This is a genomic window from Micromonospora marina (assembly GCF_900091565.1).
In the GTDB taxonomy this organism is placed as follows: domain Bacteria; phylum Actinomycetota; class Actinomycetes; order Mycobacteriales; family Micromonosporaceae; genus Micromonospora; species Micromonospora marina.
Map to the genome: position 1 here is coordinate 57,522 of NZ_FMCV01000014.1, position 25,288 is coordinate 82,809.

A 25,288-nucleotide genomic window follows, 5' to 3' on the forward strand; every position below is an offset into this window, starting at 1 on the left:
TCACGTCAGCGTGACAGCAGCGTGCCGAGCCAGCCTCTCGGGACCGACTGGCCGTACCGTCACGGGGTGACCGAGACGACCAACGCACGGAAGATCGCGTTCGCCACCTTCGTCCGGCGCGCGCTCGACGACGCCCGCGCGCTGCGGGCCTGGAGCGGCACCGAGGTCTCCCGGCGTACCGGCGTCTCCCGGCAGACCATCAACCGATGGGTACGCGGCGACTGGGCCAGCGACCCGGAGGCCGAGCGGGTGGTCGCCTTCTGTGAAGGGCTGGGCCTCGAACCTGCCGCCGCGTTCACCGCGCTCGGCTGGGACCGGGCCGCCGGATTGCGGACCACGCCGACCCCGCCCGCGATGGACCCGGACGTGGAGGCGCTGCTGCGCCGGCTGGTCGACCCGAACGTGTCCGACGCGGAGAAGTTCCACATTCGAGAAACCATCCGCTACCTCGCATATCGCCCGACCCTGCCGGACGTTGCCCGAAATAGGGGCAAACAGGCGGGCTAGTTCCTCAGATGGCGAAAGAACGGAAAGTCGGACCCGATCGTTTCGCCGCGGGGACGGAACGGACCCGCTAGCGTCCACGTTTGTACTGCTAGGGGCTCGTCATCGGCGGGGGGACGGGACACAGCCGAACCCAGCCCTGCGGGACAGAAGGAGGGGTCTGTCCATGACCCTGAAATGGTTGGCAGTAGTGGTCGCGGTGGTGTCGCTGACATCGTGCGTGACCGGCAACGTGGTGGTCGGCGTACTGGACGGCGGGCAGCTTCCCCTGGTCGTCAACCTGTTCGCGCTCACCACAGCCGGCACCGCGGTGATCCTCGCCGTCGTCGCCGAGCTGCACGATCGGCTCAACGACCGGGTCAGCGCGCTCACCGAGTTCCTGGTGGCGCGACTCAACGAGATCGAGGCGCACACCGGCGACCGCAACACCGGCTTCGTGGAGGGCTACCTGCTCAGCCACGGCCAGGACGCGGCAGTGGTGCCGTTCGGTCGCCGGGGACGAGGAGCCGCCGAACGCTGATTCCCCACGTCGTTCCGACGTCACATCTCGGCCACGAATACGCCGCCCGGCGCGGGGTACGCTGACGCGCGTGCCGCCGTTGAATCTGGGCAACCAGCAGCCGAAGACCCCGTTGAACGCGGAGCACGCCTGGCGTGCGACCGCCGCCCGCGCGGGTGACGTCGTCCTCTTCTTCGACTTCGACGGCACACTGGCGCCCGTCGACGACGACCCCACGGCCGTACGGCCCGCGCCAAACGTGCTCACCGCGCTGGAGGCGCTCGCCCCGCACGTCCGCCGGATCGCCATCGTCTCGGCCCGCCCGGTGGACTTCCTCCGCGACCACCTCGGCGGCCTCGCCGGCATCGACCTGTACGGCCTCTACGGCCTGGAGCACAGCCACTCCGGCGGCGACACGGTCACCGAGCCGGCCGCCCTGCCGTGGGTGCCGACCATGTCCGAGCTGGCCGAGCAGGCGCGCGCCGAGCTGCCGCCCGGAACGCTCGTCGAGTTCAAGCGGCTGTCCGTGGCGCTGCACTGGCGTACCGCCCCGCATCTCGGCGACCTCGTGCAGGAGTGGGGCCGGGCCCAGGCCGAGCGGCTGGGCCTGCGCGCCCAGCCGGGCCGGATGGTGCTGGAACTCAAGCCCCCGGTCGACCGGGACAAGGGCATGGTGATCGGCGAGACGGTCCGGGACGCCGGTGGCGCCTGGTACTTCGGCGACGACGTCTCCGACATCAAGGCGTTCGCCGCGCTGCGCGCCCGCGCCGCCGCCGATCCCGACTTCCTCGGCATCTGCGTCGCCGTCGCCAACCCGGAGACCGGTCACGAGGTGGCCGACGCCGCCGACCTGACCCTGGACTCCCCGGCGGCCCTGGCCGACTTCCTCACCGCCGCCCTGCCCCACCTCCGCTGACGGTGGCGGGGCGGGGTCAGCTGCCGAAGCGGCGTTGCCGGGTGGCGTAGGAGCGCAGGGCCCGCAGGAAGTCGACCTTGCGGAAGTCGGGCCAGTTCAGCTCGCAGAAGTAGAACTCCGAGTGCGCGCTCTGCCAGAGCATGAAACCGGAGAGCCGCTGCTCGCCACTGGTCCGGATGATCAGATCCGGGTCCGGCAGCCCCTTCGTGTACAGGTGCTCGGAGATGTGGTCGACGTCGATCGACGTGGCCAGCTCCTCGATCGTGCCGCCGTTCGCCGCGTGCTCCAGCAGCAGCGACCGGACCGCGTCGGCGATCTCGCGCCGCCCGCCGTACCCGACCGCGATGTTGACCTGAGCCCCGCCGTCGCGGTCGCGGGTGCGTTCCTCGGCGGCCTTGAGCGCGGCGGCGTGCTGCGCCGGCAGCACGTCGAGCGCGCCGACCATCCGTAGCCGCCAGGGGTTGCCCTCCTCGGCCAGCTCGGTGGTGAGGTCCTCGATGATCTGGAGCAGCGGATCCAGTTCGGCGGCCGGACGGGAGAGGTTGTCGGTGGAGAGCAGCCAGAGGGTGACGTGCCCGACGCCGGCCGCGTCGCACCACCGGAGCAGCTCCTTGATCCGCTCGGCGCCCATCCGGTGGCCGTCGTTCGGGTCGACGAAGCCCATCTCCCGGGCCCATCTGCGGTTGCCGTCGCACATCACGCCGACGTGCGCGGGTACGGGCTTGCCCGCGAGCTTCGCCGTCAGCCGGCGCTCGTACACGGAGTAGAGGAGTTTCCGCAGAGTCATCACCTTGCAGGGTAGCGACCCACGGGAGAGATCAGTGTCTCGGTGGCATATCACCTGACGGTGAGCCGGTCCGGCGCGGTCGCGGCAGGTCCGCCCCGATCGCCATCAGGGTGCGGGCGTCCAGCCGGCCGTCGCCGAGTCCCAGCTCCACCACCGTGCGGTAGACGCGCTCGTCCCGCCGGGCCGCGCCGACCACCGCGTCGACCACCCGGCGCCGCCGGGCCAGCCACGCCGCGACCGAGCTGTGCCGCAGGTGGGTGCCGAGCCGGGCGCGCAGCGCGGCGGCGTACACCCGGGCGGCCTCGGCGGGCGAGCCGGCCGCCGCCGCGCCGGCGAGCGCCCCGGAGCGCAGCGCGTAGAAGATGCCCTCACCGGTGAACGGGTTGATCAGCGACAGCGCGTCCCCGGCCAGCAGCACCCTCCCCCGGCCGGGCGCCGGTCGGTGGGTGGACAGCGGCAGGTGGTGCGCCCGCAGGCCGGTCACCGTGGCCGGGTCGACGCCGGGCAGCAGCGCGGCCATCCGGTCCAGCAGGTGCGCCCGGGTCAGCGGCTCGCCGCGCAGCACCTCTCCGTACCCGACGTTCGCGCGACCGTCGCCGATCGGAAAGGCCCAGGTGTACGCGGGCCAGCGCGCCGCCGAGGTGACGATGAGTTGTTCGGGCGGCCCGGCCGGCGCGGGCGCGTAGCCCCGGATCGCGAGGGCCAGGTGCCGGTCCGGGTTGACCGGGTGGCCGAGCGCGCGCCGTACCACCGATCCGGCGCCGTCCGCACCCACCACCGCCCGCGCCGACAGTTCGCCGTCGAGCACCACCCGGTCGGCGGCGATCTCCATCCGCCGTACGGTGTGCCGCCGCAACTCCGCGCCCGCGGCCACCGCCGCCGCGACCAGGCGTGCGTCGAACACCTGGCGGGGCACCGTGTACGCGGGCCGGGGCAGCGTCCGGGCGACCGTGCCGCCACCGGGGCCGACGAGGCGCAGCGCGGGCAGTGGCGGGTAGCCGTCGACCGCGCCGGTTACGCCCAGCTCGGCGAGGACGTCCAGCGCGTGCGCGGCGATGCCGTCTCCGCAGGCCTTGTCCCGGGGGAAGTCGGACCGGTCGAGCAGCAGCACCCGCGTCGCGCCCGCACGCCGCGCACCGATCGCCGCGGCTGCTCCGGCCGGCCCCGCCCCCACCACCACGACGTCCCACACCCCCTCATCCTGCCCCGCCGCGCCCCGCCCCGGGGCGTCGATCATGAGGTTGACGGCATCAACGGAGTTCGAATTCGCCGCCACCTTCATCATCAACGGGGTGCGGGCGGGTTCGGGTGGCTCGGTGGAGGGAGTAGAGGGTGAGGGCGGCGGCGGTGACGATCGGGGCGCCGTCGCGGATCAGGCCGTCGGTGCCCAGCAGCCACCAGCACAGCGGCAGGTCGATCGCCAGGACGCCGAGCGTGACGGCCACCAGGCCCTTCCGCGCCCAGGCCTTGTCGCGCAACAGGAAGGCGGTGCAGAACAGCACGGCGTAGCTGACCGCGATGCCCGCGCCGAACCAGAGGATCACCGCCGGTACGGCGGCCAGCCGCCCGTCCAGCACGGCACCCGTCGCGACGAGTGCCGGCACCAGCATCAGCGGGCTGTAGGTGAACGCCGCGACCCGGGCGGTGAGCAGCCAGCCGTTCGCCTGCGGGCGCTTCGGCGTCATCTCCCGCCAGGCGATCGTCCCGCCCTCGACGACCAGGCCCTTGCGGTGCCGGACCAGGTGCGCGCGGATCGTCTCGGAGCGGTAGAGCAGCACCACCACGGCGACGCAGAGCGCGGTGAGGACGGCGAACCCGATCAGGCCGGGCAGCGCGGGCACCCCCTGCCGGGGCACGATCAACCGCCCGACCGCGAAGATCGTGGTCACGGCCAGAATCAGCCCGAACGGCCGGGCGCCCACCCGGCCCTTGTTCACCTGACCGATCAGCAGCAGGAAGCCGAGGGACCGGAGCATCGCCCAGCCGGTGCGTACGGCCAGACCGAACTCCTGCTCCGGGGCGTACCAGTAGTTGAGCAGCTCGACCACGACGGTGGCCGCCGCGGTCACGGCGAGCAGCGTGGTGAGCGCCCGGACGGCGGACGGCCGCCGGACCTCGACAGGTTCAGCGGCCGTCCTCATGGCATCCGATGTTGCCCGGTGGGGGCAACAGGCACACCTGTCAGCTCTGCGGCTCCGCGTCCAGCCGGGCGCGCAGCGCGTCCAGCTCGGCCCAGAGCACGCCGGGGAGCTTGTCCCCGAACTTCTCGAACCACTCGGTGACCAGCGGCAGCTCGTTGCGCCACTCGTCCGCGTCGACCTTCAGCGCGATCCGGACGTCCTCGGGGGTCATGTCCAGACCCTCGACGTCGAGCGCGTCCTGCGCCGGGACCATGCCGATCGGCGTCTCGACGGCCTCGGCCCGGCCCTCCAGCCGCTCGATGACCCACTTGAGCACACGGGAGTTCTCGCCGAAGCCCGGCCAGAGGAAGTTGCCCTCGGCGTCCTTGCGGAACCAGTTCACGTAGTAGATCTTGGGCAGCTTGGCCTCGTCGCCGTCCGCGCCCTTGCCCATCTCGATCCAGTGCCGGAAATAGTCGCCGGCGTGGTAACCGATGAACGGCAGCATGGCCATCGGGTCGCGGCGGACCACGCCGACCGCGCCGGAGGCGGCGGCGGTCGTCTCCGAGGAGAGCGTGGCGCCCATGTAGACGCCGTGCACCCAGTCGCGGGCCTCGGTCACCAGCGGGATGGTGTCCCGCCGTCGGCCACCGAACAGGATCGCGTCGATCGGCACGCCGTTCGGGTCGTAGTAGTCGTCGGCCAGGATCGGGCACTGCGTGATCGGGGTGCAGAAACGGCTGTTCGCGTGCGAGGAGAGATTCTCGCTCTCCGGCGTCCAGTCGTTGCCCTTCCAGTCGATCAGGTGCGCCGGCGGCTCACCCATGCCCTCCCACCAGATGTCGCCGTCGTCGGTGAGCGCCACGTTGGTGAAGACGGAGTTGCCGCGGTCCAGCGTCCGCATGGCGTTGGCGTTCGTCTTCCAGTCCGTACCGGGGGCTACGCCGAACAGGCCGTACTCGGGGTTGATCGCGTAGAGGCGGCCGTCCGCGCCGAACCGCATCCAGGCGATGTCGTCGCCGATGGTCTCGACCTTCCAGCCCGGGATGGTCGGCTCCAGCATGGCGAGGTTGGTCTTGCCGCAGGCCGACGGGAAGGCGCCCGCGATGTGGTAGACCTTGCCCTCCGGCGAGGTGATCTTGAGGATCAGCATGTGCTCGGCCAGCCAGCCCTCGTCGCGCCCCATCACGCTGGCGATACGCAGCGAGTAGCACTTCTTGCCGAGCAGCGAGTTGCCGCCGTAGCCGGAGCCGTACGACCAGATCTCCCGGGTCTCCGGGAAGTGCGAGATGTACTTGGTCTCGTTGCACGGCCACGCCACGTCCTGCTCGCCCGGCGCGAGCGGGGCGCCGATGGAGTGCAGCGCGTGCACGAAGTCGGCGTCGTCGCCCATGGCCGAAAGGATCGACGACCCCATCCGGGTCATGATCCGCATCGAGGCGACGACGTACGGGCTGTCGGTGATCTCCACGCCGAACATGGGGTTCTCGGCCTCGACCGGGCCCATGCAGAACGGGATGACGTACATGGTGCGCCCGCGCATGCTGCCGCGGTACAGCTCCGTCATGGTCCGCTTCATCTCGGCCGGCGCCATCCAGTTGTTGGTGGGGCCGGCGTCCGCCTCGTCGACGGAGCAGATGAAGGTGCGCTCCTCCACCCGGGCGACGTCCGTGGGGTCGGTACGCGCGTAGAACGAGTTGGGCTTCTTCTCGGGATTCAGGCGGATCAGGGTGCCGCTTTCGACGAGTTCGTCGGTGAGGCGGCGCCACTCCTCATCAGACCCGTCCACCCAGACCACGCGGTCCGGGGTGGTCAGTTCCGCGACCTCACGGACCCAGGCGAGCAGCTTGGGGTGGGACGTCGGGGCCTGATCGATACCCCGAACAGCAGCCGGAGCAACCATGTCACTTCTCCTTGTGGTCGACGCTGACCGATCTATGGGGTGCACGAGTTCCGGCGGGCTGGTACGCCGCCTCGTGGAAACCTGGGATTGGGCTCAGCGTAAACCGGACTGCCCTGTCAGTCAGTGGGACTGGTTGTGAAGAACTGCACAAGGTACGGCCACGCTGCGGCATCACGATCTGATACCCGCTTTCGCGCGCAGTTTCACGCAAATCCTGCGGTGAACCTCCGACGGCCGGGTCCGGCACCGGAGTGATCACGACGTCCGATCGCGGGGAAGCGTACGAACCTGTCGCGGAAGACGATTCGGTGATGCGCTCCACAGATTCGCACAGCGCGTTACGCTCTGGTCACGGACATCGAGAACGGGCCGCGCCCCTGGTGACCCCGGCGGGCCCGAGCGCGACGGCCGCGGCGAAGCCGTCGTGGCCGACTCGCCGTTGCAGTCCGCCCGGTTACCGCGCAACCGGTACTCTCGGCGGGTGGCCGCGACGATGACCGGAGACCAACCGGGCGCTCCGCAGACCCGCCGGGGTCCGATCGGAGCACTGCTCGACCGTTTCGGCCACCTGATCCATGAACTGAGCAAGTTCGCCACCGTCGGCGGCTTCGCCTTCGTCGTGGACTTCATCCTCTTCAACTACCTGTCCAGCGGCCGGGACATGGCTCCACTGGCCGCGAAGACCGTCTCCACGGTGATCGCCGCGACAGTCGCCTTCCTCGGCAACCGGTTCTGGACCTGGCGGCACCGGCAGCGGTCGAACCCGGCCCGCGAGTACGCGCTGTTCTTCTTCTTCAACGCGGTCGGCCTCGGCATCGCGGTGGCCTGCCTGGCGATCAGCCACTACGGTCTGGGCGCGATCTGGCCCGCGGTGTTCCAGACCCCCCTGGCCGACAACATCGCCAGCTTCGTGGTCGGCACCGGCCTGGGCACGCTCTTCCGGTTCTGGTCGTACCGACGGTTCGTCTTCGTCGAGGCGGGAACACCTCCCGTTCCGGCAACGAGCCACGACCGAGAGTCCGGGGCGTGACGAACCGCCCATCCCGACCCGCCGGGCCCAGCCGGCCCAGCCAACTGCCTAAGGTGTTCCGCATGCCTGGAGTCCGTCTGCTGCCCGAGCGCTGGCAGAAGTTCATCCACGAGGCGCTCAAATTCGGCATCGTCGGCGGCATCAACACCGTCATCAATTACGCGGTGTTCAATGCTCTGGCACTCACGGTTTTCCGCGACGGCCAACTGAAGGCGACAGTGATCGCGACCATCGTCGCCACGATCACGTCGTATCTGATGAATCGTCACTGGACGTACCGCGATCGACCGAAATCGGCACTGCGGCGCGAATACGCCCTGTTTTTCCTCTTCAACGGCGCGGGTCTGGTCATCGAGCTGGGCGTCCTGGCCCTGGCCAAGTACGGCCTCGGCGTACACGGCCTGCTCGCGCTGAACGTCGCCAAGACCGTCGGTGTCCTGCTGGCCACGCTCTTCCGCTTCTGGTCCTACCGGACGTTCGTCTTCCAGCCGGTCCCCAAGCACGCCGAGGAGACGTGGCATTCGGTGCCGCGTGACGAGTGGGACAACGTCGCCGAGATGGACCCGGTGGCCGAGCTGGCCGAGTCGGTCAGCGAGCTGGAGGAGGAGGAACCGCGTCCGGGTGCCGGCCGGGCGGCCGGCTTCCCGCCACCGCGGGGCCGCCCCGCACCGGTGGACGCCGGACTCGGTGGCGCGCTCGGCACCGACCTGGACGCCGAACTCGCCGCGGAACTCCAGCCCCGCCGCGCCCGCCGCTGAACGACGAGAGGCCGGCACCCGTCAGGGGTGCCGGCCTTCTCCGTCGGCGGGTCAGGGCTGGTCGCGCGTGGACTTGCCCTCGGCCATGTCGGCCAGGATCTCGCGCATCTCACCGTCGCCCAGGCTGTGCTTGTCGTGGTGCGCCTCGACCAGCTCGTAGAGCTTCGTCTGCACCTTGTCCACGCCCGGCACGTCGTGCAGCACCGACTGGCCGCGCTCACCCGCCGACTCGATGGTCAGCGTGCCGCAGCCGAGCAGCCGCTCCACGAAACGCTGGTGCATGGCGTGGTCGTTGATCCGGGTCAGCGGCAGATCCCGCCGGTTGCGCGACAGCACCCCCTGCTGGAGCAGCACCCGCTCGTTCGTGAACAGGTAGTGCGTGGTGCGCCAGACCAGGAACGGCCACAGCCCCAGCCACAACACCAGCACCAGACCGGCCACCGCGATCGCGTAGAGCGCGATCGTGCCGCCGCTGCCGTCGGGCAGCAGGAGCCACCCGGCGACGACCGCCGCGACGGCGAGCACCAGCACCAGGACCGGCCGGATCAGGGCCTTCCAGTGCGGGTGCAGGTGCAACACGACGTGCTCGTCCTCGGTGAGCACGTCTTCGGGGAACGCCACGGCGGAACCTCCTCGCAGAACCGGACGCGCTGACCGTAACCGGTCGCCGCACCCGGCCGGCATCGGCCGCGCGGGCGGCCGCCCGTGGATTGTGCGGGCGGCTGCCCGCGCTTCGTTAACAGGGGGCCCTTCCTCTACCGGAGGCGTTAAGAAGGTGCCCCTTCTTTCACCGCAGGTGCAGCACGTCGCCCGCCGCGAGCCGCAGCGTCTCGGCGTCCGTCTCGACCAGGAGCTGCCCGTCGGCGTCCACGCCGGTGGCGGTGCCGTGCGTCTCGCGGCCGTCGGGCAGCAGCACCCGCACCCGGCGGCCGACGGTGGCGCACCCCGCCAGGTACGCCTCGCGCAGCCCACTGGCCTCCGCGTCGCCACCGGCGTCACGCCAGCGCTCGTACCAGTCGGCGAGCGAGCGCAGCAGCGCCCGCAGCAGCGGATCCCGGTCGGTGGCGGTCGCGCCGGCGAGCTGGAGCGAAGTGGCGGGCAGGCCGCTCGGGTTCTCCGGCAGCTCGTCGGCGCGCAGCGTCACGTTCAGCCCGACACCGACCACGATCGCGGGCGGCCGGTCGCTCTCCCCCGGCACCGCCTCAGCCAGCACCCCGGCGCACTTCGCGCCGTCCACCAGCAGGTCGTTGGGCCATTTCAGCCGCGCGTCCAGCTCGGCCAGCAGGCGTACCGCCTCGGCCAGCGCGACACCGGCGAGCAGCGGCAGCCAGCCGTACCCGGTGGCGGGCACCGGCGACCAGCCACGCTCCGCGACCGCCTCACCGGGCCGCAGCAGCACGCTCGTCGCGAGACCCGCGCGCGGCGGCGACTGCCAGACGCGGCCCCGCCGGCCGCGGCCCGCGGTCTGCCGCTCGGCGACCACCACCAGGCCCTCCGGCTCGCCGGCCCGGGCCGCGGCCACCGCATCCGCGTTCGTCGAGCCGGTCTCGGACAGCAGCTCCAACCGGCGCCAGGGCCCGTGCGGCGCGACGAGCGCGCGCCGCAGCCGGGCCGCCGACAGCGGCGGTCGGTCCAGATCGGTGTACGGCGAGCCGGGCATCCCGCCAGCCTACGGCCCGAGTGAGGCGCACTGCACAGCCTCTTCGACCTGAACCATCGTTATATTCCCCTGGTGACTACCGAGACCGGGTTCAACATCCACACGACCGCCGGCAAGCTGGCGGACCTGGAGCGACGGCTCGACGAGGCGGTGCACGCCGGGTCGGCACGCGCGGTCGAGAAGCAGCACGCGCGGGGCAAGAAGACCGCCCGCGAGCGGATCGAGATGCTCCTCGACGAGGGCTCGTTCATCGAGCTGGACGAGTTCGCCCGGCACCGCTCGACCAACTTCGGGCTGGAGAGGACCCGCCCGTACGGCGACGGCGTGGTGACCGGCTACGGCACCGTGGACGGCCGGCAGGTCTGCGTCTTCGCTCAGGACTTCACCGTCTTCGGCGGCTCCCTCGGCGAGGTCTTCGGCGAGAAGATCGTCAAGCTGATGGACCTGGCCATGAAGACCGGCTGCCCGGTCGTCGGCATCAACGACTCCGGCGGCGCGCGGATCCAGGAGGGCGTGGCGTCGCTCGGCCTCTACGGCGAGATCTTCTTCCGCAACGTCCGGGCCAGCGGCGTCATCCCGCAGATCTCGCTCATCATGGGCCCGTGCGCGGGCGGGGCCGTCTACTCCCCGGCGGTCACCGACTTCACCGTCATGGTCGACCAGACCTCGCACATGTTCATCACCGGCCCCGACGTGATCAAGACGGTGACCGGCGAGGACGTCGGCATGGAGGAGCTGGGCGGCGCCCGGACCCACAACGCCCGCAGCGGCAACGCGCACTACCTCGGCACCGACGAGGAGGACGCGATCGAGTACGTCAAGGCGCTGCTGTCGTACCTGCCGTCGAACAACCTGGACGAGCCGCCGGTCTTCGACGCCCCCGCGATCCTCGAGGTCACCGACTCCGACCGGGAACTGGACACGCTGATCCCGGACTCGGCCAACCAGCCGTACGACATGCACCGGGTCATCGAGCACGTGCTCGACGACGGCGAGTTCCTCGAGGTGCAGCCGCTGTACGCGCAGAACATGGTGGTCGGCTTCGGCCGCGTCGAGGGGCGCCCGGTCGGCGTGGTGGCGAACCAGCCGATGCACTTCGCCGGCACGCTCGACATCGCCGCGTCGGAGAAGGCGGCCCGGTTCGTGCGCACCTGCGACGCGTTCAACATCCCGGTGCTCACCTTCGTGGACGTGCCCGGCTTCCTGCCCGGCACCGGCCAGGAGTGGGACGGCATCATCCGGCGCGGCGCGAAGCTCATCTACGCGTACGCCGAGGCCACCGTCCCGAAGGTCACAGTCATCACCCGCAAGGCGTACGGCGGCGCGTACGACGTGATGGGCTCCAAGCACCTCGGCGCGGACCTGAACTTCGCCTGGCCGACCGCGCAGATCGCGGTGATGGGCGCGCAGGGTGCGGTGAACATCCTCTACCGCTCGGAGCTGGCGAACGCCGAGGACCCGGCCGCCGTCCGCGCCGAGAAGATCGCCGAGTACGAGGACACGCTCGCCAACCCGTACATCGCCGCGGAGCGCGGCTACGTCGACGGGGTGATCCCGCCGCACGAGACGCGTACCCAGATCGTGCGGGCGCTGCGGGTGCTGCGCACCAAGCGCGAGACGCTGCCGCCGAAGAAGCACGGCAACATCCCGCTGTGACGCGCCGGGTGCCCCCGCCGGTTCAGCGGCGGGGCACCGGCGTCAGCAGCCCGGGTTCGCGGCCACGCACAGTCGCTCGGCCGCGACCCGGGCCAGATCCCGCAGTGCCACCTCGTCACCGCCCGGTCCGGTGCGCAGCACCGTGACGAGATCCCCGACCCGCACCACCGCCTGATCGCTCGGCGGGCTCGCGGCGCCGAGCGACGCTCCAGTGTCCAGCCGCCGGCCCTGCCCGACGGTGTGCCGCACGAGCACCGATTCGTCTCCCGCGAAGCCGCTGTCGACCGTCTGCCAGGAGTGGACGACCTCCGCCTGGATCCGCTTGCCCTTCCACTCCACCGGGCCGGCGGATCGCCACGCGCGGCAGGGCGCCAGCAGCGCGGGCAGACCGTCGAACAGCCGCTCGCCGTCCTGCGCCGCGAGCCGGTAGACATCCTGAAGGGCCACCGCCTGCCATTCCGACGGGTCGGTGGTGCCCGGCCGCTGCCGCAGGAGGGTCGTCGACCGCGAGTAGCGGGACTTCACCCACTCCGTCCGCAGACCCTGATCCTGCCGGCAGAACTCCAGCATCTGGTCCAGCCGGATCTCCTCCTCGAGACCGGCGTCGCTCCACGGGGTGATGCCGGCCGGCCGCAGGTCGACCGGTTGCAGCAGCACCTCGGCGGGCACGTCGGTGGCGCTCCACGGGGTCGCCGACGGGATGGCGGCGACCGGTGCCGGTGCCGGTGGGGCGGCATGGCCGGACACCACGAACGCGGCCCCGGAGGTGAGCGCGAGCACCGCCACCGCCGCGGCGGCCACCGCGCGGCGGCTGCGACGCCTGGCGCGTGCCCGCAGCTCGGCCGGTTCCGCCCAGCGGACGTTGCGCAGGTCCCGCTGCATCGAGTCGATGAATGCCAGGTCGTCGTCACGCATCGGCGGGCTCCTCCAGATCCACAACCGTGAGCAGTTCGGCCAGGGCGGCTCGGCCCCGGGACAGCCGCGCCTTCACCGTGCCGACCGGCGCGTCGGTCTCCCGGGCGACCTCGGCGACCGGCATGCCGAGCAGGTAGTACAGCGCGAGAGCGACACGTTGCTCTTCGGGCAGCCGCCGCAACGCGGTCACCACCTCCACCGTGTCGGTGCTCGGCGCCGGCATGCTCTCCTCGGCGCCGTGCCGAAGGTAGGCGCGCGCCCGGCTGCGCAGGCTGCGCCAGCGGCTCACCGCGATCCGGCTCGCCACCACCCGTGTCCACGCCTCCGGGTCGTCGTACCCGCGCACCGTGGACCACCGCTGCCAGGCCCGGATGTACGCCTCCTGCACGGCGTCCTGCGCCTCGGCGAGGTCACCGGTGAGCACGTAGACGAAGCCGAGCAGCCGTTGCCGGCTGCCCCGGTAGAACTCGTCGAAGCCGTCGCTGTCGGGCACCTGCCACCTCCCCGTGTTCGTGAGGGGACACGCCTGGCGGCGCGGTGCGGGTTGCCCGCTCAGCCGACCAGTTTCTCCAGTTCGCCGAGCGGGAAGCCACCGGCCGGGATCCGGTCGCGGACCGCCCGGCGTACCGCGGTCTGCACCGCCGCGTTGGCCGGGGTGGGCACGCCGTGCAGGCGCCCGAGCAACACGATCTCTCCGTTGAGGTGGTCGGTCTCGACCGAGCCCGCGCCCCGGGCCAGGCTCTGCCAGGTGGAGCCGCCGGAGCGCTCCGCGCCGCCCACCGGCCGGTGCGACACCCGATCGCCGCGTTCGGCGGCCTCCTCCTCGACGGTGGTGTGGGCGATGCCCGCCGCGGCGAGCGCCGCCTGACCCTCGGCGCGTACCCGCTTCGACAGCGACTCGGGGACGTCCCGGCCGAGCAGCGCCTGGAGGCCGTTGCCGAGGTTGGCGAGCAACTTGCCGTACTTCCAGCGCATCACGTCGTCGCGCACCGGCGCGACGAACCCGGCGGTGGTCAGGTCCGCGGCGACCGCGCGGCTGGTGTCGTCGGCGCCGCTCGGGTAGCGGCCGATGTGCAGCATGCCCGGATGTGGGTGGCCGTTGGCGACCACCACGCCCGGCTCCAGGTGGGTGGCGGGCAGCCACACGCACACCGGGTGTACGCGGGCGAAGCGCCGCAGCGCGGCCGGCTCGTTGGCCACGCCGTTCTGGGCCAGCACGACCGGCAGCCGTTCGCCCGCCGTGCCGCCGCCCTCGACCGGGGCGTCCGCCCAGGTGTCGAGTGCGGCCACCGTGTCCTGCGACTTCACGGTGAGGACCAGTGCGGTGTCGGCGGGCAGCGGCGGCCCGGCCGGCCCGGCCACCGCCGGGAGCCGGCCGGTCACGTCACGGTCCGGCGTGCGCAGCGTCAGACCCCGCTCCCGCAGCGCGTCCAGATGCGCGCCGCGGGCCACGAGCGTCACCTCGTGGCCGGCGTCGGCCAGGAGTACGCCGATGGTGCCGCCGACCGCGCCCGCTCCGATGATCACGTATCGCACGGATCCGATTCTGCCCTGCCGGGAGGCGGCACGCTGAGCGACGCGGTGCGGCTCGGCTGCGGGCGCCGCTGCGCGGCTCGCTGCGGCGCGACGCCGGGCGGCGGTGGTCAGGCGGTGAGGCCCGCGCCGGCCAGGATCGGGCCGGCCAGCAGCAGCGCGCCGGCGGCCAGCGCGCCGAGGCAGACCACCAGGAACAGGCCCACCCAGAACAGCGCCGGGAACGGCGTGATCCGGCCGAGCTGGTCGGCGTCGGACTGCGGCATCCGCCCCCGGGCACGCTGGCGGTGCAGCTCGAACACCGGCCGTACGCCGCCGAGCAGCAGGAACCAGACCGACGTCCAGGCGAACGCGGCCTGCACCTCGGGCGAGGTGTACCAGGAGACGGCGAGCACCACCCCGCCGGTGATCAGCAGCGACAGCACGCCGAACAGGTTGCGGATCAGCACCAGCATGGCCAGCAGCAGTGCCACCGCCAGCCAGAGCAGCAGCGTGATCCGGTTCCCGGCCAGCAGCCACGCGCCGCCCAGGCCGAGCAGCGACGGCGCGACGTACCCGGCGAGCAGCGTGAGGATCATGCCGGGCCCGGTGGGGCGGCCGGCGGAGAGCGTCAGCCCGGAGGTGTCGGAGTGCAGCCGGATGCCGTGCAGCCGGCGGCCGGTGAGCAACGCGACGAGCGCGTGGCCGCCCTCGTGCGCGATGGTCACCGCGTTACGGGCGATCCGCCAGGGCAGCCGGGCCACGACCACCGCGAGCGCGACCGCGGCGGTGAGCACCACGAGCAGCGGCGGCGGGTCCGGCTGGGCGCTCATGAGCGTGTCCCAGAGCGTGGTGAGACCGTCGATCAGGGGCATGGGCGGGGAGCCTACCGGCCCGAGCCGTGTCGCTCGACCGGCCGAGTCTCATAGAGTGTGAGACTGATCGGACGAGGTGCCGAAGCGGAGGTGAGGTCGGTGAGCGCAGCTCCCTTGGAGCCCTACAGCTCGCACGTCGAGCCGTGGACCGAGGCCGACTACCTCGCGCTGGGTGACAGCCACGACCGTATCGAACTGCTCGACGGGAGCCTGATCGTGAGCCCTGCCCCGAGCAAGAGGCACCAACTGGTGTCGTGGAACCTCGTGGACAGCCTGCGTCGGGCAGCCCGACCGCTCGGGCTGCTGGTGTTCGAGGCGGTGAACGTCCGGCTCGGCATCGACCGCATGGTCATCCCGGACGTCGTCATCGCGGACACAGACGACGAGGGCATCGTGATCGAAGCGGGCGAGGTACGACTGATCTGCGAGATCGTCTCGCCTGGCAATGCCGCTGCCGACCGGGTGTTGAAGATGCAGCTCTACGCCATCGCCCGAATCCCGTGGTACCTGCTGGTCGAGCAGGACGGCGACAGCCACTCGCTGCGGCTGCACCGGCTCGACGGCGGGCACTACGTCGAGGATGCCGTCGCCAAGGCCGGCGAGACGCTCAGTGTCACCGAGCCGTTCCGCTGGGCGATCGACCCGAGCGCGCTCCGCTGATCCGCCATCGCCACGCCACCTGGGCGAACGACGCCGGTCGATGAAAGTTTCCTTTCCTCCTGTTGCGATCTAGGGCACTTAGCTCCAAAGATAGGCGTCAATAGACGGACGTCCCTCTGGAGGCAACCATGGCCCGTACCAGACTCTCCGTACGCCGGCTTCTCGCTGCCGGCCTGGCCGCCGCCGCCACCGCGGCCGCGGCCCTCGTGGCGACCGCCGGACCGGCCGCCGCCGCGACCACGCCCGGGATCGACGTCTCCCGCTACCAGGGCAGCATCAACTGGACCAGCGTGCGCAACTCCGGCATCCAGTTCGCGTTCATCAAGGCGACCGAGGGCACGAGCTACAAGGACCCGAACTTCAACGCGAACTACGTCAACGCCTACAACGCCGGGGTGATCCGCGGGGCGTACCACTTCGCCCGGCCGAACATCTCCGCCGGCTCCACCCAGGCCAACTACCTGGCCAGCAACGGTGGCGCCTGGTCGGCGGACAGCCGTACGCTTCCCGCCGCGCTGGACATCGAGGGCAATCCGTACAGCGGCGGCTACTGCTACGGCCTGAGCACCACCGGCATGCGCAACTGGATCCAGGACTTCCTGAACACCTACCGCTCCCGCACCGGCCGGTACGCGGTCATCTACACCACGACGAGTTGGTGGAACCAGTGCACGGGAAGCTGGACCGGTCCGTGGGCCAACCACCCGCTGTGGCTCGCCCGCTGGGCCAGCTCGCCCGGCACTCTGCCGGCCGGCGCGCCGTTCTGGAGCTTCTGGCAGTACACCGACTCGGGTACCGTCTCCGGGATCAGCGGCAACGTCGACCGCAACTACTGGAACGGTGATCGCAGCCGGCTGATCGCCCTGGCCAACAACACCTGACGTACGGCGGACACGGGTGGGACCGCCTCCTCGCGAGGCGGTCCCACTGTCGTCGTACCCGAGGTCAGGCTCTGCGGCGCGCGGTGGCCGGAACGGGCACCGGCGTCCGGCGCGTCAGACGCCACGCCGCCACACCGGCGACCGTGAGCGTCAGCACGCCGAGGACCGCGACCGGCGCGGACAGGCCGGCGCTGATCAGGAGCAGTACGACGTCGCCGAGCGCAACGAGCATCCACAGTGCCAGCCGCGGGCCGGTGTACCTCCGTCGGTAACCCATGTCGCGCCTCCTTCCGTCGCCGGAGGGGTTCATACCCACGAGGACGGAAAGCCATGCGAGCGGGTTTCGTGACCGGCGGAATTCCCGGTCAGTTCTTGCGGTCCGGCACGAAGCCCTTGGTGATGATCTCCCAGTTCGCCAGGTTGGCGTCCCAGTCCTTCGCCGGCACCTCCCAGCGCAAGGCGAAGCCCCGGTTGCTGGCGGTCGCCACACCACGGTTGCGCACGTGGAAGCGGGTGTCGCCGTTGCGCGTCTCCAGCCAGTCCCAGTCGGCGCAGGTGCGGAAGTAGGGGTCGCACTTGGTGATGTCGACCAGCTCGTAGTCCCGGACGCGGGAAGCGCGGTACGGCTCCTGGCCCTTCCAGTCGGCGTACGCATCGGGCTTCGGGTCCGACGTCCACTGGACGAACAGCACCCGGCGGCTGCCGCCGACCTCGTAGAGCACGACGTTGTCGCCGCCGACCCGGGCCTGGAAGTTCTCCGGGATCGGCACCTTGAAGCCGTTCGGGCCGGTGTAGAGGCGCCATCCGGCCGGCAGCGTGAACCCCGAGGCCGACGGGCTGGCCGACGGGCTGGCCGACGGCGTGGGGCTGGCCGAGGCACTGGTCGCCGGGGCGCTCGGCGACGCGCTCTCGCTCGGCGCGGGCGGCGCCGCCGGCGCCGAGGTGCCTGCAGTCGGCTCACCGCCGTCGCCGTCGTCACCGTTGTTCAGCAGCGGCACGGCCACCACCAGGCCGACGAGCAGCAGCACGACGAGCGCGCCGATCAGCAGGTTGCGCCGGTTGGAGGCGGACTTCTCGACCGGCAGCACCGTCGCCCGACCGGTCGACGGCGTCTCCTGCACCGGAGCCGGGCTGACCGGCGCCGAGCCGGACACGGCCGGGCTCACCGGCGCGGCGGTGTCGGCGACCGGCTCACCGTCGAGCCGCGTCTCGTCCAGCGCCGGGTCGACGCCGTTCTCGTCCACCCGCGTGTCGTCGACCGGCGGCGCGGGGTCGAGCTTCGCCGTCGGGTCCGCGGGCGGCGGGGTCACCTTCGCGGTGGGCCCGGCGTCCGAGGTGGGCGCCGGCACCTGCGCCGCCGGGTCGGCGGCTGCCGCCGTACCCCCGGTTACGGCGACCCCGGACGCGGCGCGTTCGGCCTGGTCGGCCGGGCGCGGCGCGGGCACCAGCGGTGGGCGCGGCACACGCGGGCCGTTCGGCCCGGGCCGGCGTACGCCGTCCAGCAGCGAGATGCTCTTGGCCCGGCGACCGGCGGCCTTACGCAGCATGCGCTCCGCCACCTCGGCGGTGATCCGCTCGTCCGGGTCCTTGCGCAGCAGGCCCTGGAGCACCGGCTTGAGCGGCCCGGCGTTGCGCGGCGGCGGCATCGGCTCGGTGGCGAGCGCGGCGAGCGTGGCGATGGCCGACGGGCGCGCGTACGGCGACTTGCCCTCGACCGCCGCGTAGAGCGTGGCGCCGAGCGACCAGAGGTCCGCCTCCGGACCGGCCGTGCCGTCGCGGGCCCGCTCCGGGGAGATGTACGCGGGCGAGCCCAGCACCATGCCGGTGCGCGTCACGTTGGGGTCGCCGGGGATGGTGGCCAGGCCGAAGTCGGTGAGCACCACACGGCCGTCCTCGCCGAGCAGCACGTTGCCCGGCTTGACGTCACGGTGCATGATGCCGGCCTTGTGCGCGGCCTTCAACGCGTTGAGCACGCCGAGGCCGACCTCGACCGCCTTGGCGGGGGTGACCGGGCCGTCCTCGGCGATGGTGTCCTGCAACGACTTCGACGCCACGTACTCCATGACGATCCACGGATCGCCGTCGGTGCGCAGCACGTCGAAGATGCGGACCACGTTGACGTTGTTGAGCCGGGCGATCGCCCGCGCCTCACGCAGCGAGCGCTCCCGCATCTCGCGGCGCTCCTCCGGGGTGAGGCCGGGGGGCGGAACCAGTTCCTTGATGGCCACGTCCCGGTGCAGCACCTCGTCCCGCGCCTTCCAGACGCGGCCCATGCCGCCCTGACCGAGCGGCGTGAGAAGCCGGTACCGGTCGGCGACGAGTTGGGGGAGCGCGTTCGACATCGCAGAGAACCGTACCCGGCCGCTGCGACGCCCACACCGTCGGCACGCCACTGTACGGCGAAGGTCGAATTCACGACGCGTACCCTTGGGTCATGTCTGCCGAGGAGCCGCTGTTGCGGATCGTCCGTGGCGTGCCCACCGCCGAGGAGCTGGCCGCTCTGGTCGGCGCGATCGTGGCGCGCACCCGCCCGGCCCAGGCCGCCGCGCCGGCCCCCGTGTCGCAGTGGGCGCGCAGCGCCCGCCCCGCCCTGGCCGGACCGGTCGCCGGCCCCGGCGCGTGGCGGGCCTCCGGCCTGCCCCGCTGACGTCTCCTCCCGATCGCGGCGCCGGGCGGGGCTGCCGGGATCCCGGTTGAGCCATTAACCTCACTCAGGGAAACCGTGTGGTGACGGGCAGGAGGCTCCGATGATCCCGGAGGACAACCAGCCAGCCGGCTGGCTGCGCGGCTACGGCGGCATCGAGGCCGACATCCGGCAGATGCGGGAGTTCGCCGACCGCCTCCAGGACGAGGTGACACGCAACTACGCGCCGCACCTGTCCTACATCGCCGACGACATGAAGGCCCCGGTGCCCAACCCGGCCGACGCCTTCATCGAGCTGGTCCACTTCCTCCAGGCCCACCACGACACCCAGACCGCGGCGGTGAGCGCGGTGTGGGATCTCGCACCCGCGACCGGCCGTCTCGCCGACGCCGCCGGACGGATCGCCGCCCGCTACGGCGACGCCGACGCGTTCTCCTCCGCCCGCGTGGCCGACGTGGAACGGGCGCTCGCCGGGCCGTCGAGCACCGTCGCCCGTCCGATGCCGCCACTGGCCGACCCCACCGCCGGTGAGCAGAGCCGGGTGGTCCTGCCGTGATCGAACGGGGCAGCGGACGCACCTCCGGGCTGACCGACTGGCGGCTGATGGACGTCCTCAGCATGTGGGCGTGCGTGCAGGACCAGGACACCGCCGGCCAGTGGAAGCAGGTCGCCGGCTGGCGCAAGGTCTGCGACCTCGCCCTGGCCCACCTGAGCCGCCTGCGTGAATACCGGCGCGGCCTGGCCGAGGCGTGGCCGCCGGAGACCAACACCGCCGCGCGGGCGTACATCGCCGAACTCGACCAGCTCATCGACCGCGTACAACGCACCCACGACGCCGCCGCCGCGAACTACGACGCGCTGGCAGCCGCCGCACGCGCCATCGGCAGCGCGCGGGCCGAGCTGCAACCACTGCACGAGGAGTACGCGAAGAAGCTGCGGCAGAAGCAGGCGTACGAGGCGACGATCGCCGACCCGAAGGCGGTAGCCGGCAGCCGGTTGCCGGAACGGCCTCCGGTGACGGACGACGACCTGGAGCAGTTGAACATACGGGCGCGCGGGTTGATGACGGGGTTGAGCGGGGAACTCCAGCACGCCCAGGTCATGCTCCAGCGCCCGCCCACACCAATTCGCCCAGGCCGTCAGATCAACGATCCTGACGCCTACGGCGAAGCCCCACCAATCATCCCACCGGTTGTACCAGTCCAGGTTCCGACCTCAGCGCGACGCTCACTTGCCAAGCCATCAACGATGTCATCATCCGCGGCCAAGCCAGCGACAACCCCTTCCAGCAACGTTGGACCGATATTGGGAGGGGCTGGCCCCGGGCCGGCGCCCGCCACACCCCTGGCGCCATCGCCACCGATCAACCAAGCCCCCCAGCACACGCCTGGAGTTGGAGGGCAGATCGGCATTCCATCAACGGCAAACCTCGGGCGACACCCATTTAACCGCTCGACAATAGCCGCACAGCCGCACCTTCCCACAAATGACGTGGGGACGTCTCGTCCACCGTTGGGCGGCACTGGACGTCAAGCTTTGCCCAATGGATTTGTAGGAGTACCCCCGAGTCAAGGAATCAGCCAACCACCACCAAGCGCTCCACGGCGGGTCAACCCGGTGGGTGGAGTGATTGGCGGCGGCGGAGCAGGCACAGCCCCCAGCGGCGCCGCAGGATCTAGGCCAGGAAGTGGGCGGACAATACAGCCCGGAATCGGCCACAGCCCTTTCCCGATTGGTGGCTCTCCCTCAGCGTCAGCGACTTCTCACTCTAGGAGCCGACGGGATCCCGATAGCGAGTGCGGGCCGGTCTGGGACGCCGATCATCCTTGGGAGACGAACCAAGGCGTCGATCCAGTTATGCGTCCGCCCGACGATGGTGGGCCGATAGACCCAGGTCCAGCAATCGGCTTCAACCGGTGAGCGTGACGCGATCAATCGCGGCGGCTCTCTTGATACTGGCTGTCGTGGCGCCAGGGCGTCCGGTCCTATCGCGATCGACTCTTGAACCTGGGAATCGCATAAGAGCGGACCAGTGGCACCTTCGTTACTTGCAGTCAGACGTCGCCAACTCAATAGCTCAAGGCGAAGGAGTACTTGTCGCGGTCCCCGACACAGGGGTTTCCCCTCATCCAGACCTACGTAAAAACCTGCGACCCGGCACTACCACGCTCCCGGGTGTGACCGGGGATGGTCGCGAAGACAAGAACAGCCATGGCACGGGCATGGCTGGCCTTATTGCCGCCCACGGCCAGAGCGATGGGACCGGAGCAGTTGGGATTGCTCCCAGCGCAAAAATTCTCCCGATCCAATCGTCTGCAGCAAACAACACTGGACAGCCGGATGACCTGGCAGCGGGAATTTACTTTGCTATCGCACAGAACGCGACCGTAATTAGCATTTCCAGCAGCGGCGGATCGAGCCCAGCGCTAGTTCGATCAATCCACGCCGCATTATTGGCCGACATTGTCGTCGTTGCGGCGGTCGGAAATAGGCCAGAAGACGGATACGCCGGATACCCGGCCAGCGAATCAGGGGTGATCGCAGTCGGAGGCGTCGACCGCACCGGCGAGCATGCTCCCGTTTCGGTGGACGGCCCCGAGGTTGATGTAGTTGCCCCTGCTGTCGATATCTACAGCACGAGCTACGACGGCAAGTACTCGAAGGGTACGGGGACGTCCAGCGCGACGGCGATCGTTGCCGGGGCTGCTGCTCTCATCCGCTCCAAGTACCCCGACCTCCCCGCCCAGGAAGTCGCCCACCGGCTGACCGCCACCGCCGTCGACAAGGGACCGCCCGGCCGCGACGACCAGTACGGCTACGGCGTGATCGACCTCGTCGCCGCGCTCACCGCCGACGTACCGCCGCTCGGCTTCGAATCCTCGAACGTCACGCCACCGGCGTCGGCGGAGGCAGCCCCGGAAAAGGGGGACAGCGCCCGCACCGCACGCGGCCTCGCCACCCTCGGTGTGCTGGTGGCGGCGGGCGGCGGCTACCTGTTCTGGCGGCGTCGCCGACGTGCCGACGACCCGCCGCCGAAGGTCAGCCGGTAGCGTCGGCGGGGTGTCGACCTCCGTACCGGTGCGCCTCGTGCTCGCCTCGCAGTCCCCCGCCCGCCGCAAGTTGCTCCAGGCCGCCGGGGTCGAGCCCGACGTGCTGGTAAGCGGTGTGGACGAGTCGCAGGTGGTGACCGATCGGGCCGAGGACCTGTGCCTGGAGCTGGCCCGGCTGAAGGCACAGGCCGTACGCGATCGGCTGCGGCCCTCGCCGGACGAGCGGACGCTGGTGCTGGGCTGCGACTCGGTGCTCGCGTTCGACGGCGAGATCTTCGGCAAGCCCGATGACGCGGTGGACGCCACCCGGCGGTGGCAGCGGATGCGCGGGCGCAGCGGCGTCCTGCACACCGGGCACTGCCTGATCGACGTCACCCACGAGTCGCAGGCCGAGGCGGTCGCCTCGACCACTGTGCACTTCGCCGACATCAGCGACGAGGAGATCGCCGCGTACGTGGCGACGGGCGAGCCGCTGGCGGTGGCCGGCGCGTTCACCATCGACGGGCTGGGCGGGGCGTTCCTGACCGGGATCGAGGGCGACCCGGGCACGGTGGTGGGGTTGTCCCTGCCGCTGCTGCGCCGGCTGCTCGCCGAGGTGGACCTGAGCATCGTCGACCTGTGGACGAAGGTCGCGCCCGGGGGCCAGGAGATCGAACATCTCGGCTAACGTCCGGACATGACCACGAAGCCGCTGCCGCTCACCCCGGAACTGCACGCCTACCTGGTGGCCCACGGATCCACCCCGGACGAGGTCGTCCGGGATCTGGCCGAGGAGACCCTTGCGGCCCTGCCCGGCGAGGCGGTCATGCAGGTCGCGCCGGAGCAGGCCGCGTTCCTGACGTTCCTGACCCGGCTGCTCGGCGTACGGCAGGCGGTCGAGGTGGGCACGTTCACCGGCCTCTCGTCGCTGGCGATCGCCCGAGGGCTGGCCGAGGGTGGCAGGTTGACCTGCTTCGACATCTCCGAGGAGTACACGGGCGTGGCCCGGCGCTACTGGGAGCGCGCCGGTGTGCAGGACCGGATCGAGCTGCGCATCGGCCCGGCCGCCGAGACGCTGCGCGAACTACCCCGCGAGCGATACCTGGACTTCGCGTTCATCGACGCGGACAAGGTCGGCTACCCGATCTACTGGGACGAGCTGGTGCCCCGCATGCGTCCCGGCGCGGTGATCGCCGTCGACAACACGTTGCGCGACGGCCGGGTGCTGGCTCCGCGTAACGCCGACGACCGGGCGATCGCCGCCTTCAACGACGCGGTGATCGCTGATGTCCGCGTCGAGGCGGTCATGCTGCCGATCGCCGACGGCGTCACGCTCGCCCGGGTGCTCTGAGCCGGCCGAACACAACCTCGCCGTGGTGGCGGTATCCCTGGTCGCCGGAAGCCGCCACTTCGCCGTAGTGGAGTCGATCAAGCCGCGCGGCCCGGCGCACGCAGGGCGCGGCCCAGCCGCACCGTGAGCAGCACCGCGACCGCGATGAACGCGGGCAGCAGCAGGAACGCCGGGTGCGGGCCGACGCCGTCGGCCACCCACCCGAGCGCCACCGGCGCGATCCCGAAACCCACACCCATCGAGTACGCAGACCAGCCCGCCGCCTTGTCCGCGGCCGGACCGGCGACGGCGAGCGCGATCGAGATCGCCAGCGGGTAGTGCAGCGCGTTGCCGAGCCCGAGCACGACCAGCCCGGTGACCGCGAGCCAGCCGACCGTACTGCCCCAGAACAGCGCGAACCCGGCCCCCGAGACGGTGAGCGCGCCGAGCAGCAGCGGTACCGGCGCCCAGCGCAGCGCGGCCCGGCCACCGGCGATCCGCCCGGCGAACATGCCGCAGACGATCGCGGCGACCGCCGCCGACGCCCCGCCCGCGCTCAACCCGGCGTGGGTCCGCAGCACGTCGGCGGTCCACAACGACAGGCACACCTCGATCGAGCCGGTGACGGACATCAGGACCCAGGCGATCCAGTACGCACGCGGCAGCCGCCCCGCCGCACCCGAGTCGGAGGAAACGGGCACGCCGGAGGCGGGAACTGCCGAAGCCGGGACGGACTGAGCGGGCACGGCGGCTTCGGCGGCACCGGAGGCCGGAACGACCGAAGCGGGGACGGCAGAAGCAGGCACGGCAGGAGCGGGCACGGCAGGAGCGGGCACGGCGGGAGCGGGCACGGCGGGAGCGGGCACGGCGGGCACGGCGACCTCGGAAGCGGGGACGGCGGGAACCCGGGTGGAGGCGGCGACGGGGATAGGCGCACCGGCAGCCGCGCCAGCGGGGCCGCGTCGCGACACGCGTACCCGGAAGGTCAGCGCCGCGAGGGCGACGAGCGTGATCAGGCCGACCTCGACGGCCATCAGCGGTCGCCAGCCGAGACCCGCGTCGACGGTGGCGCCGATGGTCAGCGGCGCCAGGATGCCCATGCCGGCGCAGGCCGCGTTGGCCTCGGTGAGCGCGGCGGGGGCGGCGGGTCCGTGCCGGGCGGTGAGCACCACGCTGACGCCGCTGACGACCATCATGCCGAAGGTGGCGACGACAGCGACGGCGGCGAGCGTGGCCGGCAGCGGGCGGAGCAGGCCGAGCGTTGAGACACCGGCGGCGACGCCGGCTAGGCCGAGCCAGATGGCCGGGCCGCGGCCGAGGCGGCGGGCGACCGGGGCGAACAGCGCGCCGCCGGCGAGCGCGCCCACAGCGATGCCGGTGCTGTGCAGGCCGGCGACGGCGGCGCTGGTGCCCTGCTCGTCGCGGAGCAGGGGCACGACCGGGCCGAACCCGTAGAGGAAGAAGCCCCACAGGCCGAGCTGGGCGTAGGTCAGCCAGGTGATCCGGTCACGGGTGAGGCGGGGCACGGGCCTTACGCTACGCGCGCCCGGGCGGTGCCCCGCCGTGAGTGAGAGCCAGCTCTCGTGGGGTGTTAAGCGGGGCCCCCTCC

26 protein-coding genes are annotated in these 25,288 nt (G+C 71.5%); 13 read left to right on the forward strand and 13 right to left on the reverse strand.

Features of this window, described 5'->3' with window-relative positions:
• Positions 1–66 precede the first annotated feature (66 nt).
• From GA0070215_RS17445 to otsB, 3 genes are all read left to right on the forward strand, one after another.
• Positions 67–507: an XRE family transcriptional regulator gene (locus GA0070215_RS17445; RefSeq protein WP_091047648.1), complete on the forward strand. Its 441-nt coding sequence runs from the start codon at positions 67–69 to the stop codon at positions 505–507.
• Positions 508–670: 163 nt separating this feature from the next.
• Positions 671–1,024 (forward strand): hypothetical protein, encoded by a 354-nt coding sequence (locus GA0070215_RS17450; protein ID WP_026268070.1) that lies wholly within the window; start codon positions 671–673, stop codon positions 1,022–1,024.
• 70 nt (positions 1,025–1,094) lie between these two features.
• Positions 1,095–1,919, forward strand: coding sequence for a trehalose-phosphatase (gene otsB / locus GA0070215_RS17455; RefSeq protein WP_091047454.1), 825 nt, complete (start codon positions 1,095–1,097; stop codon positions 1,917–1,919).
• A gap of 16 nt (positions 1,920–1,935) precedes the next feature.
• Here otsB and GA0070215_RS17460 read toward each other — a convergent pair whose 3' ends face one another.
• From GA0070215_RS17460 to GA0070215_RS17475, 4 genes are read right to left on the reverse strand one after another with little or no spacing between them, the layout of a single operon-like run.
• Positions 1,936–2,706 (reverse strand): isoprenyl transferase, encoded by a 771-nt coding sequence (locus tag GA0070215_RS17460; protein WP_026268069.1) that lies wholly within the window; start codon positions 2,704–2,706, stop codon positions 1,936–1,938.
• Positions 2,707–2,737: 31 nt separating this feature from the next.
• Positions 2,738–3,943 (reverse strand): geranylgeranyl reductase family protein, encoded by a 1,206-nt coding sequence (locus GA0070215_RS17465; protein ID WP_051090484.1) that lies wholly within the window; start codon positions 3,941–3,943, stop codon positions 2,738–2,740.
• Positions 3,944–3,956: 13 nt separating this feature from the next.
• Entirely contained in the window at positions 3,957–4,847 is an 891-nt protein-coding gene (locus GA0070215_RS17470) for a hypothetical protein (protein ID WP_091047457.1), read from the reverse strand.
• A 40-nt stretch (positions 4,848–4,887) separates the two neighbouring features.
• Complete coding sequence (locus GA0070215_RS17475; protein ID WP_091047461.1) at positions 4,888–6,729, reverse strand: phosphoenolpyruvate carboxykinase (GTP); 1,842 nt, start codon at positions 6,727–6,729, stop codon at positions 4,888–4,890.
• A gap of 493 nt (positions 6,730–7,222) precedes the next feature.
• On the opposite strand from GA0070215_RS17475, the gene GA0070215_RS17480 reads away from it, so the two are divergent.
• Positions 7,223–7,759 carry a GtrA family protein gene (locus tag GA0070215_RS17480; RefSeq protein ID WP_036345717.1) on the forward strand — a complete coding sequence of 179 codons (537 nt, stop codon included), beginning with the start codon at positions 7,223–7,225 and terminating at the stop codon, positions 7,757–7,759.
• A gap of 62 nt (positions 7,760–7,821) precedes the next feature.
• On the forward strand, positions 7,822–8,517 hold the full coding sequence (locus tag GA0070215_RS17485) for a GtrA family protein (protein WP_091047651.1): 696 nt from the start codon (positions 7,822–7,824) through the stop codon (positions 8,515–8,517).
• Between the two features lie 51 nt (positions 8,518–8,568).
• On the opposite strand, the gene GA0070215_RS17490 is transcribed toward GA0070215_RS17485, so the two are convergent.
• A complete protein-coding gene (locus GA0070215_RS17490; RefSeq protein WP_091047466.1) occupies positions 8,569–9,138 on the reverse strand; it encodes a PH domain-containing protein in 570 nt (189 codons plus the stop codon).
• Between the two features lie 166 nt (positions 9,139–9,304).
• Positions 9,305–10,177 carry a biotin--[acetyl-CoA-carboxylase] ligase gene (locus GA0070215_RS17495; RefSeq protein ID WP_091047469.1) on the reverse strand — a complete coding sequence of 291 codons (873 nt, stop codon included), beginning with the start codon at positions 10,175–10,177 and terminating at the stop codon, positions 9,305–9,307.
• Between the two features lie 72 nt (positions 10,178–10,249).
• Here GA0070215_RS17495 and GA0070215_RS17500 point away from each other — a divergent pair, with 72 nt between their 5' ends.
• Complete coding sequence (locus tag GA0070215_RS17500; protein WP_091047473.1) at positions 10,250–11,833, forward strand: acyl-CoA carboxylase subunit beta; 1,584 nt, start codon at positions 10,250–10,252, stop codon at positions 11,831–11,833.
• A gap of 42 nt (positions 11,834–11,875) precedes the next feature.
• Here the strand turns inward: GA0070215_RS17500 and GA0070215_RS17505 are convergent, their stop codons facing one another.
• From GA0070215_RS17505 to GA0070215_RS17520, 4 genes are all read right to left on the reverse strand, one after another.
• Positions 11,876–12,748, reverse strand: coding sequence for a hypothetical protein (locus GA0070215_RS17505; protein WP_091047475.1), 873 nt, complete (start codon positions 12,746–12,748; stop codon positions 11,876–11,878).
• Positions 12,741–13,241 carry a SigE family RNA polymerase sigma factor gene (locus GA0070215_RS17510; protein WP_091047479.1) on the reverse strand — a complete coding sequence of 167 codons (501 nt, stop codon included), beginning with the start codon at positions 13,239–13,241 and terminating at the stop codon, positions 12,741–12,743. Before GA0070215_RS17510 ends, GA0070215_RS17505 begins: the two co-directional genes overlap by 8 nt.
• A 59-nt stretch (positions 13,242–13,300) precedes the next feature.
• Positions 13,301–14,284 carry a ketopantoate reductase family protein gene (locus GA0070215_RS17515; protein WP_091047484.1) on the reverse strand — a complete coding sequence of 328 codons (984 nt, stop codon included), beginning with the start codon at positions 14,282–14,284 and terminating at the stop codon, positions 13,301–13,303.
• A gap of 107 nt (positions 14,285–14,391) precedes the next feature.
• Positions 14,392–15,135 carry a M50 family metallopeptidase gene (locus GA0070215_RS17520; RefSeq protein WP_091047489.1) on the reverse strand — a complete coding sequence of 248 codons (744 nt, stop codon included), beginning with the start codon at positions 15,133–15,135 and terminating at the stop codon, positions 14,392–14,394.
• 99 nt (positions 15,136–15,234) lie between these two features.
• Here GA0070215_RS17520 and GA0070215_RS17525 point away from each other — a divergent pair, with 99 nt between their 5' ends.
• A complete protein-coding gene (locus GA0070215_RS17525) occupies positions 15,235–15,795 on the forward strand; it encodes a Uma2 family endonuclease (RefSeq protein ID WP_244167030.1) in 561 nt (186 codons plus the stop codon).
• Between the two features lie 128 nt (positions 15,796–15,923).
• Positions 15,924–16,676 (forward strand): GH25 family lysozyme, encoded by a 753-nt coding sequence (locus GA0070215_RS17530; protein ID WP_026268066.1) that lies wholly within the window; start codon positions 15,924–15,926, stop codon positions 16,674–16,676.
• Positions 16,677–16,740: 64 nt separating this feature from the next.
• Here GA0070215_RS17530 and GA0070215_RS17535 read toward each other — a convergent pair whose 3' ends face one another.
• Positions 16,741–16,953 (reverse strand): hypothetical protein, encoded by a 213-nt coding sequence (locus GA0070215_RS17535; RefSeq protein ID WP_091047495.1) that lies wholly within the window; start codon positions 16,951–16,953, stop codon positions 16,741–16,743.
• 88 nt (positions 16,954–17,041) lie between these two features.
• On the reverse strand, positions 17,042–19,018 hold the full coding sequence (locus GA0070215_RS17540) for a serine/threonine-protein kinase (RefSeq protein ID WP_091047498.1): 1,977 nt from the start codon (positions 19,016–19,018) through the stop codon (positions 17,042–17,044).
• A gap of 92 nt (positions 19,019–19,110) precedes the next feature.
• On the opposite strand from GA0070215_RS17540, the gene GA0070215_RS17545 reads away from it, so the two are divergent.
• The 5 genes from GA0070215_RS17545 to GA0070215_RS17570 all read left to right on the forward strand — a co-directional run bounded on the left by GA0070215_RS17545 (position 19,111) and on the right by GA0070215_RS17570 (position 23,700).
• The gene (locus GA0070215_RS17545) at positions 19,111–19,323 is read left to right on the forward strand and encodes an acyl-CoA carboxylase subunit epsilon (protein WP_018786123.1); all 213 of its coding nucleotides are present in this window, start codon (positions 19,111–19,113) and stop codon (positions 19,321–19,323) included.
• Between the two features lie 100 nt (positions 19,324–19,423).
• The gene (locus GA0070215_RS17550; RefSeq protein ID WP_018786122.1) at positions 19,424–19,876 is read left to right on the forward strand and encodes a hypothetical protein; all 453 of its coding nucleotides are present in this window, start codon (positions 19,424–19,426) and stop codon (positions 19,874–19,876) included.
• 1,360 nt (positions 19,877–21,236) lie between these two features.
• Positions 21,237–22,370: a S8 family serine peptidase gene (locus GA0070215_RS17560; protein ID WP_377468676.1), complete on the forward strand. Its 1,134-nt coding sequence runs from the start codon at positions 21,237–21,239 to the stop codon at positions 22,368–22,370.
• Positions 22,371–22,380: 10 nt separating this feature from the next.
• Positions 22,381–23,037, forward strand: coding sequence for a Maf family protein (locus GA0070215_RS17565; protein ID WP_018786117.1), 657 nt, complete (start codon positions 22,381–22,383; stop codon positions 23,035–23,037).
• Between the two features lie 9 nt (positions 23,038–23,046).
• Positions 23,047–23,700, forward strand: a complete 654-nt coding sequence (locus GA0070215_RS17570) for an O-methyltransferase (protein ID WP_091047505.1) — start codon at positions 23,047–23,049, stop codon at positions 23,698–23,700.
• A 77-nt stretch (positions 23,701–23,777) separates the two neighbouring features.
• Here the strand turns inward: GA0070215_RS17570 and GA0070215_RS17575 are convergent, their stop codons facing one another.
• Entirely contained in the window at positions 23,778–25,205 is a 1,428-nt protein-coding gene (locus GA0070215_RS17575) for an MFS transporter (RefSeq protein WP_091047508.1), read from the reverse strand.
• Positions 25,206–25,288: the final 83 nt, after the last annotated feature.

What these genes read in the sequence shown, in the direction of transcription:
- GA0070215_RS17450 (WP_026268070.1), top strand. Translation starts at nt 671, where the DNA reads ATGACCCTGAAATGGTTGGCAGTAGTGGTCGCGGTGGTGTCGCTGACA.
- GA0070215_RS17460 (WP_026268069.1), bottom strand. Translation starts at nt 2,706, where the DNA reads ATGACTCTGCGGAAACTCCTCTACTCCGTGTACGAGCGCCGGCTGACG.
- GA0070215_RS17465 (WP_051090484.1), bottom strand. Translation starts at nt 3,943, where the DNA reads ATGATCGACGCCCCGGGGCGGGGCGCGGCGGGGCAGGATGAGGGGGTG.
- GA0070215_RS17470 (WP_091047457.1), bottom strand. Translation starts at nt 4,847, where the DNA reads ATGAGGACGGCCGCTGAACCTGTCGAGGTCCGGCGGCCGTCCGCCGTC.
- GA0070215_RS17475 (WP_091047461.1), bottom strand. Translation starts at nt 6,729, where the DNA reads ATGGTTGCTCCGGCTGCTGTTCGGGGTATCGATCAGGCCCCGACGTCC.
- GA0070215_RS17480 (WP_036345717.1), top strand. Translation starts at nt 7,223, where the DNA reads ATGACCGGAGACCAACCGGGCGCTCCGCAGACCCGCCGGGGTCCGATC.
- GA0070215_RS17485 (WP_091047651.1), top strand. Translation starts at nt 7,822, where the DNA reads ATGCCTGGAGTCCGTCTGCTGCCCGAGCGCTGGCAGAAGTTCATCCAC.
- GA0070215_RS17495 (WP_091047469.1), bottom strand. Translation starts at nt 10,177, where the DNA reads ATGCCCGGCTCGCCGTACACCGATCTGGACCGACCGCCGCTGTCGGCG.
- GA0070215_RS17505 (WP_091047475.1), bottom strand. Translation starts at nt 12,748, where the DNA reads ATGCGTGACGACGACCTGGCATTCATCGACTCGATGCAGCGGGACCTG.
- GA0070215_RS17520 (WP_091047489.1), bottom strand. Translation starts at nt 15,135, where the DNA reads ATGCCCCTGATCGACGGTCTCACCACGCTCTGGGACACGCTCATGAGC.
- GA0070215_RS17530 (WP_026268066.1), top strand. Translation starts at nt 15,924, where the DNA reads ATGGCCCGTACCAGACTCTCCGTACGCCGGCTTCTCGCTGCCGGCCTG.
- GA0070215_RS17535 (WP_091047495.1), bottom strand. Translation starts at nt 16,953, where the DNA reads ATGGGTTACCGACGGAGGTACACCGGCCCGCGGCTGGCACTGTGGATG.
- GA0070215_RS17540 (WP_091047498.1), bottom strand. Translation starts at nt 19,018, where the DNA reads ATGTCGAACGCGCTCCCCCAACTCGTCGCCGACCGGTACCGGCTTCTC.
- GA0070215_RS17545 (WP_018786123.1), top strand. Translation starts at nt 19,111, where the DNA reads ATGTCTGCCGAGGAGCCGCTGTTGCGGATCGTCCGTGGCGTGCCCACC.
- GA0070215_RS17550 (WP_018786122.1), top strand. Translation starts at nt 19,424, where the DNA reads ATGATCCCGGAGGACAACCAGCCAGCCGGCTGGCTGCGCGGCTACGGC.
- GA0070215_RS17570 (WP_091047505.1), top strand. Translation starts at nt 23,047, where the DNA reads ATGACCACGAAGCCGCTGCCGCTCACCCCGGAACTGCACGCCTACCTG.